The 8175-nt window shown below is 68.5% G+C and carries 7 protein-coding genes; 4 read left to right on the forward strand and 3 right to left on the reverse strand.

Annotated features, from left to right (window positions below; translation table 11 throughout):
* Positions 1-53 precede the first annotated feature (53 nt).
* The 4 genes from M4D54_RS04615 (at position 54) to M4D54_RS04630 (ending at position 4337) form a co-directional block, all read left to right on the forward strand.
* Positions 54-1445: an extracellular solute-binding protein gene (locus M4D54_RS04615; RefSeq protein ID WP_259890505.1), complete on the forward strand. Its 1392-nt coding sequence runs from the start codon at positions 54-56 to the stop codon at positions 1443-1445.
* Positions 1442-2401, forward strand: a complete 960-nt coding sequence (locus M4D54_RS04620; protein ID WP_259890507.1) for a carbohydrate ABC transporter permease — start codon at positions 1442-1444, stop codon at positions 2399-2401. The genes M4D54_RS04615 and M4D54_RS04620 overlap by 4 nt, the downstream gene beginning before the upstream one ends.
* A 98-nt stretch (positions 2402-2499) precedes the next feature.
* The gene (locus M4D54_RS04625) at positions 2500-3309 is read left to right on the forward strand and encodes a carbohydrate ABC transporter permease (RefSeq protein WP_228019996.1); all 810 of its coding nucleotides are present in this window, start codon (positions 2500-2502) and stop codon (positions 3307-3309) included.
* Between the two features lie 89 nt (positions 3310-3398).
* Entirely contained in the window at positions 3399-4337 is a 939-nt protein-coding gene (locus M4D54_RS04630; protein ID WP_259890510.1) for an SDR family oxidoreductase, read from the forward strand.
* A 92-nt stretch (positions 4338-4429) separates the two neighbouring features.
* On the opposite strand, the gene purU is transcribed toward M4D54_RS04630, so the two are convergent.
* The 3 genes from purU to codB all read right to left on the reverse strand — a co-directional run bounded on the left by purU (position 4430) and on the right by codB (position 7942).
* Positions 4430-5287 (reverse strand): formyltetrahydrofolate deformylase, encoded by an 858-nt coding sequence (purU, locus tag M4D54_RS04635; protein WP_259890511.1) that lies wholly within the window; start codon positions 5285-5287, stop codon positions 4430-4432.
* A gap of 109 nt (positions 5288-5396) precedes the next feature.
* Positions 5397-6647, reverse strand: a complete 1251-nt coding sequence (gene codA / locus M4D54_RS04640) for a cytosine deaminase (RefSeq protein ID WP_259890512.1) — start codon at positions 6645-6647, stop codon at positions 5397-5399.
* Positions 6644-7942, reverse strand: coding sequence for a cytosine permease (gene codB, locus M4D54_RS04645; protein ID WP_259890514.1), 1299 nt, complete (start codon positions 7940-7942; stop codon positions 6644-6646). Before codB ends, codA begins: the two co-directional genes overlap by 4 nt.
* Positions 7943-8175 lie beyond the last annotated feature (233 nt).

The following is an 8175-nucleotide window of genomic DNA, read 5'->3' on the forward strand; positions in this document are numbered from 1 at the left end:
CCGCCGGCCCGCTGCCCAGGGTCGCGGACCGAGTCGACGACGAGGAGGTCCCCGTGGCATCCCCTTCCCCACAACCGCGCGGCACCGACCGGCGCACATTCCTGCGCTACACCGCGGGTGCGGCGACCGTGCTGCCGCTGGCGGCACTGGCCGGCTGCAGCGGAGGTGACCGTGACCCCAGCACCATCCGCGTGGCGTATCAGCAGTTCGGATCAGGCACGCTGATGGAGGACTGGATCAACCGCACCGCTGAGAGCTACACGCAGGAGCACCCGGACCGCACCATCGAGCTGGTGCCCATCGTGGCCTCCGAGAACGACTACTTCACCAAGAACGAGCTGCTGATGAGCTCCCCCCGCACCAGCCCGGACCTGGTCTACGAGGACACCTTCATCCTGCTGTCCGACGTGGGCGCCGGGTACCTGCAGCCGATCGACCAGTTCGCCCCTCAGTGGGAGCACTGGGAGGACACCGCCGAGGCCTCGCGCGAGGCGGTCACCGCCGAGGACGGCAGCATCTACGCGATCCCCACCCACACCGACACCCGCGGCATCTGGTACCACAAGGGAGTCTTCGCCGATGCCGGCCTGCCCGAGGACTGGCAGCCCACCAGCTGGGAGGAGATCCTCGAGACGGCCCGCACCATCAAGGAGGCCCTGCCGGAGGTGGCCCCCATGTTCATCTTCTCCGGCAAGTCCCAGGGCGAGAAGGCCGCCATGCAGGGCTTCGAGATGCTGCTGTACGGCACCGAGTCGCGCCTGTACGACGAGGAGGCCCGGAAGTGGGTCACCGGCTCGCAGGGTTTCGTGGACTCCCTGGAGTTCCTGCGCACGGTGTTCGAGGAGAAGCTGACCCTCTCCATCTCCCAGCACCTGGACCCGAACATCGGGGAGACGATCTACACGCAGATCATCCCCGACGGGAAGCTGGGCTTCATCATCGACGGCTCCTGGATCTCCCAGAACTGGACCGAGGGCGCGCCGAACCCGTGGCCGGAGTGGACCGAGACCATGAGCATCACCCGCATGCCCACCCAGGACGGCGGCGGCGACGGCTTCACCACCCTGGCCGGCGGCTGGAGCTGGGCGATCCCGCAGTACGCCAGCGACCCGCAGATCAGCTTCTCCTTCCTCGAAGCGCTGATGACCACGGACAACGCCGTCAAAAGGGCGATCTCGGACAACCACATCACGGTGCGCGAGGACGTCGCCCAGGTGGAGGAGTACCGCACCTACTCGCCCACCGCGGAGTTCTTCACCGGACTGCTGGACACCGCCTACTACCGCCCCGCGCTGCCGGCCTACCCCGAGGTGTCATCGGCGATCCAGCAGGCCATGGAGATGGTGATGACCTTCAGCTCCACCCCGGAACAGGCCGCGGCCGAGTACGACGCCGAGCTCACCGACATCGTCGGTGAGGACGAGGTGCAGGAGGAATCGGCATGAGCACTGTCGCGACCGCCCCTGATCGGGGCACCCCCGCCCAGCGGGGCGACGAGCAACGACCCCACCGCTCCCGCAGCGGCATCGGGGATCGCCTCACCCTCACACGCTCGGTGCCGATGATACCGGCACTGCTGCTGCTGGTGGCGTTCATGCTGGGGCCGATCGTGTACTCGGTGTACCTGGCCTTCACCGACAACGCCATCCGCGGGGACGGCGCCGCACAGACCTCCTTCGTGGGCTTCGACAACTTCATCGATGCCTTCACCGACGGCGCCTTCTGGAACTCGGTGGGCCTGACCCTCGTGTTCACGATCGTCTCCGCCGTGATCGGGCAGAACATCCTGGGCATGGTGCTGGCCCTGCTGATGGAGCGCGCCAACAGGGTCGTCACCTTCATCGTCACCTCGATCGTGATCGCCGCCTGGATCCTGCCCGAGGTGGTCGCCGGCTACCTGCTGTACACGTTCTTCGCCGACGAGGGCAGCCTCAACACGATCATCACGGCCGTCGGCCTGCCCCCGCAGGACCTTCTGTTCAGCCTGCCCATCCTGGCGGTGTCGTTCGCCAACGTGTGGCGCGGTGCCGCGTTCTCGATGCTGGTGTACTCCGCGGCGCTGAGCTCGGTGCCCAGTGACGTGTACGAATCCGCAGCGATCGACGGTGCCGGCCCGATGCGCCGCTTCTGGTCGGTGACCGTCCCGATCCTGCGCCCCGCCATCGCCACCAACCTGATGCTGATCACGCTGCAGACCCTCTCGGTCTTCGGCCTCATCTTCATCATGACCGGCGGTGGCCCCGCCCAGCGCAGCCAGACGCTGCCGCTGTACATGTACGAGCAGGCGTTCTCGTACGGCCAGCTGGGCTACGGCACCGCCGTCGCCCTGCTGCTTCTGCTCATCGGCGCAGCCGCTTCCCTGCTGTACCTGCGCCTGCTGCCGGAGGAGGACAAGAAATGACCGCCACGACCAGCTCCGAGACCGCCGTGGACCGCACCGAGGAGGAGTCCGGCAGCCCCCTGCGCCCCCGCAGCTCCGGCAAGGGACCGCGGGAGCGGATGGCCTCCACCGCCAGCAGCATCGCGATGATCGTGATCGGCCTTGCCTTCCTGATCCCCCTGCTGTGGGTGGTGCTGGCCTCCTTCGACACCGAGGCCACCCTGTCCGTGCAGTGGCCCTCCCGGTGGAGCCTGGACAACTACAAGGCGATCTGGAACGAGGAGACCACGTTCCGGCCCCTGTGGAACTCCCTGCTGCTGTGCGGGGGCGCCACCCTGGTCACCATGATCGCCGCGGTGCTGTGCGCCTACCCGCTCTCGCGATACCGGTTCCGGGCCAAGCGGCCCCTGCTGCTGACGATCATCTTCTCCACCGGGCTGCCGATCACCGCGATCATGATCCCGGTGTACGCCCTGTTCGTGCGGGTGAACCTGATCGACTCGATGTTCGGGGCGATCCTGTTCCTGGGTGCCAGCGCACTGCCGTACGCCATCTTCCTCACCAAGGGGTTCATGGACTCCGTGCCCATCGAGATCGAGGAGTCCGGCTGGACGGAGGGCGCCGGCGTGTACCGCACCCTGTGGTCCATCGTGCTGCCGCTGATGAAGTCCGGTCTGGCCGTGGCCACGATCTTCACCTTCGTTGGCATGTGGGGGAACTTCTTCGTCCCGTTCATGCTGCTGCTGAGCCCGGAGAACCTGCCGGCCGCGGTGACGCTGTACACGTTCTCCTCCCAGTACGGGCAGGTGGCCTACGGGCAGCTGGCGGCGTTCTCGATCTTCTACTCCATCCCGGTGGTGGTGCTGTACCTGTTCATGGGGCGCACCCTGGGTCAGGGCTTCGCCGCCGCCGGCGGAGTGAAGGGCTGAATCCCGACCGTTCGTTCGCTCCCCTCTGGTGACCAGCAGGCACCTGCTGACTACCGTGGAGGCATCCCGTCCTCGATGAAGGAGCCAGCATGAACCAGCAGAAGAACGCCGAGAGCACCCTGAGCCCGCAGGTGGCCGAGCACGCGCACGAGCTCGGCACCAAGGACGGCCAGCCGCACTTCCCCTCCCAGGACCAGCAGCCCCCGGGGCTCACCGCCCCGATGCAGCCGGTGCCCGACCACGGCGAGGAGTCCTACGTGGGGCACGGCCGCCTGGAGGGCCTTGCCGCCCTCATCACCGGCGGTGACTCCGGCATCGGCCGCGCCGTCGCGATCGCATACGCCCGCGAGGGTGCCGACGTGGCGATCTCCTACCTGCCCGAGGAGCAGGAGGATGCGGAGGAGACCCGTCGCTGGATCGAGAAGGCCGGCCGGCATTCCCTCCTGCTGCCCGGCGACATCCAGGACGAGCAGCTGGCCCGCTCCCTGGTCACCGACACGGTGGAGAAGTTCGGCCGGCTCGACATCCTCGTCAACAACGCCGGCTTCCAGTGGGGCCGGGCCGAGCCCAAGGGCATCGAGGGCATCGACTCCGCACGCCTGCACCGCACGCTGACCACCAACCTCGAAGCTCTGTTCTGGATCACCCAGGAGGCCGCGAAGCACCTGAAGCCCGGCGGCTCGGTCATCAACTGCACCTCGATCCAGTCCTACGACCCGTCGGTGCCGCTGATGGACTATGCCGCCACCAAGGCCGCGATCACAAACGTCACCGTGAACCTCGCCGCCGACCTCGGCAAGAAGGGCGTCCGCGTGAACGCGGTCGCGCCCGGACCGATCTGGACCCCGCTGAACGTGGCCACCCGCACCCCGGACGACTACACCGAGTTCGGCGGCAACACGCCCCTGGGTCGGGCAGGCCAGCCGTCCGAGGTGGCCGGGGCCTTCGTGTTCCTGGCCAGCCCCGCGGAGGCCAGCTACGTCTCCGGGACCGTGCTGGGCGTGACCGGGGGCCGCCCCGTCTTCTGAGGAACCGCTCGAGCTGTGCGCCCGTCGGCCCGTGAGGGTCGGCGGGCGCTTCGCCTGGGGGAGGGCAGGGCCGTGACGCGCCCGTCACATCCTCAGTGGAAGACGACGGTGCGGGCGCCGTCGAGCAGCACGCGTGACTGCGCGAACCATCCCACGGCCTGGCGCAGGGTGCGGCACTCGGTGTCCTGACCGATCGCCGTGAGCTCTGCCGGTGTGCGGGTGTGGTCCACACGCGTCACGTTCTGCTCGATGATCGGCCCCTCGTCCAGGTCGCTGGTGACGAAGTGGGCTGTGGCACCAATCTGCTTCACGCCGCGGGCGTGCGCCTGCCGGTAGGGGTTGGCGCCCTTGAAACCGGGCAGGAAGGAGTGGTGGATGTTGATGCACCGCCCGGACAGCGCCTCGCACAGCTCGGGGGAGAGGATCTGCATGTACCGAGCGAGCACCACCAGTTCGATGTCGTGCTCCTCCACTGCCTCCAGCACCCGTGCCTCGAACGCGGCCTTCTGCTCCGACCCCTTGATGGGCAGATGCTCGAACGGCACCCCGTAGAAACCGGCCAGGGGGGCCAGGGTGTCGTGGTTGGCGAGGATCAGCGGTACCTCCAGGGCGAGGTTCCCGGCGTCCACCTGGAACAGCAGGTCGCTCACGCAGTGCTTCGCGGTCGAGGCCAGCAGCAGGGTGCGCAGCGGCCGGCCGGCGACGTCGAGCACATGCTCGATGTCGTAACGATCGATAACAGGCTGCAGCTCACGCTCGAACTGCTCCGGCGCAGCGGGGGTGTCGATCTGCAGGCGCATGTAGAAGCGGCCCGTCGACGCGCTCGCGAACTGCTGGGACTCCGTGATGTTGCCACCGGTCGCCACCACCGCACCGGTGACGGCATGGACGATGCCGGGCCGGTCGTGGCACACCAGGGTCAGGACGAGATGATGGCTGGGGCTGCTCATCCGAGCAGTGTAGGAACTACCGGAGCACCGGCGCGGTGGCGTCCGCAGTCCGTGTGCGCGCAGGGAACGGCCGAGGGCGGGTGCCCCCTGCCGCGACGGGTCCGCCGACTCAGAACAGGATCTCGCGGGTGGCCGGGGTGCCCCGAGCGATCAGGCGCCCCTCACGGTAGGAGGCGATGAGCCCGGCGTTCCAGCTGAGCGCCTCCTGCCAGTCGGCGGCGTCCAGGATCACGAAGCTGGCCGGCCTGCCCACGTCGATGCCGTAGTCCTCGCCCAGGTGGAGGGTGCGGGCGGCGTTGTGGGTGATGAAGCGGTAGGAGCGGCGGATCTGCTCGTGCCCCATCATCTGGGTGACGTACAGGCCGTTCAGCACGACGTCCCGCAGGTTGCCGGTGCCCAGGGGGTTCCACGGGTCCACGATGTCGTCCTGCCCGAAGCTGACGTTGATGCCGGCCTCGGTGAGCTCCTTGACCCTGGTCACTCCACGGCGCTTGGGGTAGGTGTCGGTGCGTCCCTGCAGATGCGTGTTCACCAGCGGGTTGGAGACCATGTTGATGCCGCTCAGGGTGAGAAGCCGCATCAGGCGCACCACGTACGCGTTGTTGTAGGAGTGCATGGCGGTGGTGTGGCTGGCGGTGACGCGGTCCCGCAGGCCCAGCTCGAGGGCGCGGGTGGCCAGGGTCTCCAAGCCCCGGGAGGCCTCGTCGTCGATCTCGTCGCAGTGCACGTCCACCAGCAGGTCGAACTCCGCGGCCAGCTCGCACACCAGGTTCAACGACTCCACGGCGTACTCGCGGGTGAACTCGAAGTGGGGGATGGCGCCCAGGGCGTCCACCCCCATCTCGGCGGCCCTGCGCATCAGCTGGGGACCATCGGGGAAGGAAAGGATGCCCTCCTGTGGGAACGCCACCAGCTGCAGGGTGATGGTGTCCCTCAGCTCCTCGCGCAGCTCCAGCAGTGCCCGCAGGGCCGTGAGCTCCGGATCGGTGACGTCGACGTGGCTGCGCACGTACTGGATGCCGAACCCCGCCTGCTGGCGGATGGCGCGACCGGCCCGCTCCTTGACGTCCTCCACGGTGAGGTCGCGCTTGCGCTGGCTCCACACCTCGATCCCCTCGAACAGGGTGCCTGTCTCGTTGTACCGGGGCTGGCCCGCGGTGAGCGCGGAGTCCAGATGCACGTGGGACTCGATCAGCGGCGGCAGTGCGAGTCGCCCGGCGCCGTGGACTATCTCCTCCCCGTCGGTCGGATCCAGACGGGGGGCGATCGCGGCGATGCGGCCGTCACGGATCCGCAGGTCGCTGGTGGACTCGGCGTCCTCGATGCGCAGGTCCTTGATCAGCAGGCTGGGGTTGCTCATGCCGACAGTCTCTCAGGGGCAGCGGCCTCGTCGGGCCGGCCGCTGAGCAGGTCCCCGAGCAGGTAGCACGCCACCGCGACGACCATCGCGTTGATGGAGGCGATGCCCAGGGGCACGAACCAGCCCACCAGGCCCCCGACCACCACGCCCAGCACCGATCCCCAGGCCAGGCCCGCGCGGCGTGCGGGCCCCTCGGCCGCGGTGCCGACGTAGGCACGGCGATGCCGCAGGAAGTCCGCGATCAGGATCGCGCCGATCGGGGGCAGCGTGGCGTTCAGGACGTTCAGCCACACCACGAAGTTGTCGTACAGCCACAGCGCGCTCAGGGTGCCCACCGCACCGGCCACCAGCACCAGGGGGCGCTTGTCGATCTTGGTGACGTTCGCGAAACCGAGACCGGTGGTGTACAGCGCGTTGTTGTTGGTGGTCCAGATGTTCGCACCCAGCACGATGAGGGCGGGGATGGCCAGGCCCTGCGCGATCATCACATAGAAGATGTCCTCCTGGCCGGTGAACGCTCCACCCACGGCTCCGAACCCGAACATCAGGGCGTTGCCCAGCAGGAAGGCGACCACCGTGGTGATCACGGCGATGCGGGGGCTGCGGGCGAAGCGCGTGAAGTTGGGTGTGGCGGTGCCACCGGAGACGAACGAGCCCATCACCAGGCCGATCCCCGTCACCAGCGGCATGCCGGAGGAGGCGGCGAACACCTCGGCCAGGCCCCCGCCGTCGGTGGTGGCGGTGATCATCGAATAGGTGCCCAGCACCGCGATCAGCGGAACGGACACAAAGCTGACGATCTCGATGGCCCGGATCCCGTAGTAGGCCGACGCCGTCATCAGCGCACCGGCGATGATCACGATCGGCCACGGGCCGATGCCCAGCAGGTCCCCGGTGGGCAGGGCGAACATGGCCGCCCCCACACCGAACCAGCCCATCTGCGTCAGGGCGATCAGCGCCGAGGGGAGCAGCGACCCGGTGGCACCGAAGGCCCGCTGCGCCAGCAGGTCCATGCTCATGCCGGTCCGGGCACCGATGTAGCCGAGTGCCCCGGTGTACGCCGCCAGGATCAGGCCGCCGATCGTGGTCGCGGCGAGGAAGCCGGTGAGGTCCAGCCCGTTGCCCAAGCGGGCCCCGACGCTCATGCTGGCCGAGAAGAACGTGAACCCCAGCATCACGAAGCCCACGGCCCAGAAGCCGCGTCGAGAACTGAGGGGGACGGGTTCGAGGGAGTAGTCGTGGTCCCCTCGGGGAGGGGCGTCCGCAGTGGGGGTGGTGGGGGCGCTGTTCGTCACGGAGGCACTGTACGACTCACCGCGACCAGTGATGGTGGCGTTCCGGCATGGGAGCGAGAGGATGACGGAACGGGCACCTGTGCTGTTCCCCGCGGTGGCGCGTGCGGGCTCAGAGGTCGGTGTGATCGCACTGATGGCCGCCGGTGACGCGGAGGCTCCTTCGTCCCGGAGGATCCTGCGCACGGTGCCCACGGCACAGGGAGGTCACCCTCCCACCCGATGTGCGCCTCCCG

The organism is Brachybacterium sp. p3-SID1565 (assembly GCF_025143785.1).
In the GTDB taxonomy this organism is placed as follows: domain Bacteria; phylum Actinomycetota; class Actinomycetes; order Actinomycetales; family Dermabacteraceae; genus Brachybacterium; species Brachybacterium epidermidis.

Excerpts from the sequence above, each read along its gene's own strand:
- M4D54_RS04620 (WP_259890507.1), top strand. The coding sequence starts at position 1,442 with ATGAGCACTGTCGCGACCGCCCCTGATCGGGGCACCCCCGCCCAGCGG.
- M4D54_RS04625 (WP_228019996.1), top strand. The coding sequence starts at position 2,500 with ATGGCCTCCACCGCCAGCAGCATCGCGATGATCGTGATCGGCCTTGCC.
- M4D54_RS04630 (WP_259890510.1), top strand. The coding sequence starts at position 3,399 with ATGAACCAGCAGAAGAACGCCGAGAGCACCCTGAGCCCGCAGGTGGCC.
- purU (WP_259890511.1), bottom strand. The coding sequence starts at position 5,287 with ATGAGCAGCCCCAGCCATCATCTCGTCCTGACCCTGGTGTGCCACGAC.
- codA (WP_259890512.1), bottom strand. The coding sequence starts at position 6,647 with ATGAGCAACCCCAGCCTGCTGATCAAGGACCTGCGCATCGAGGACGCC.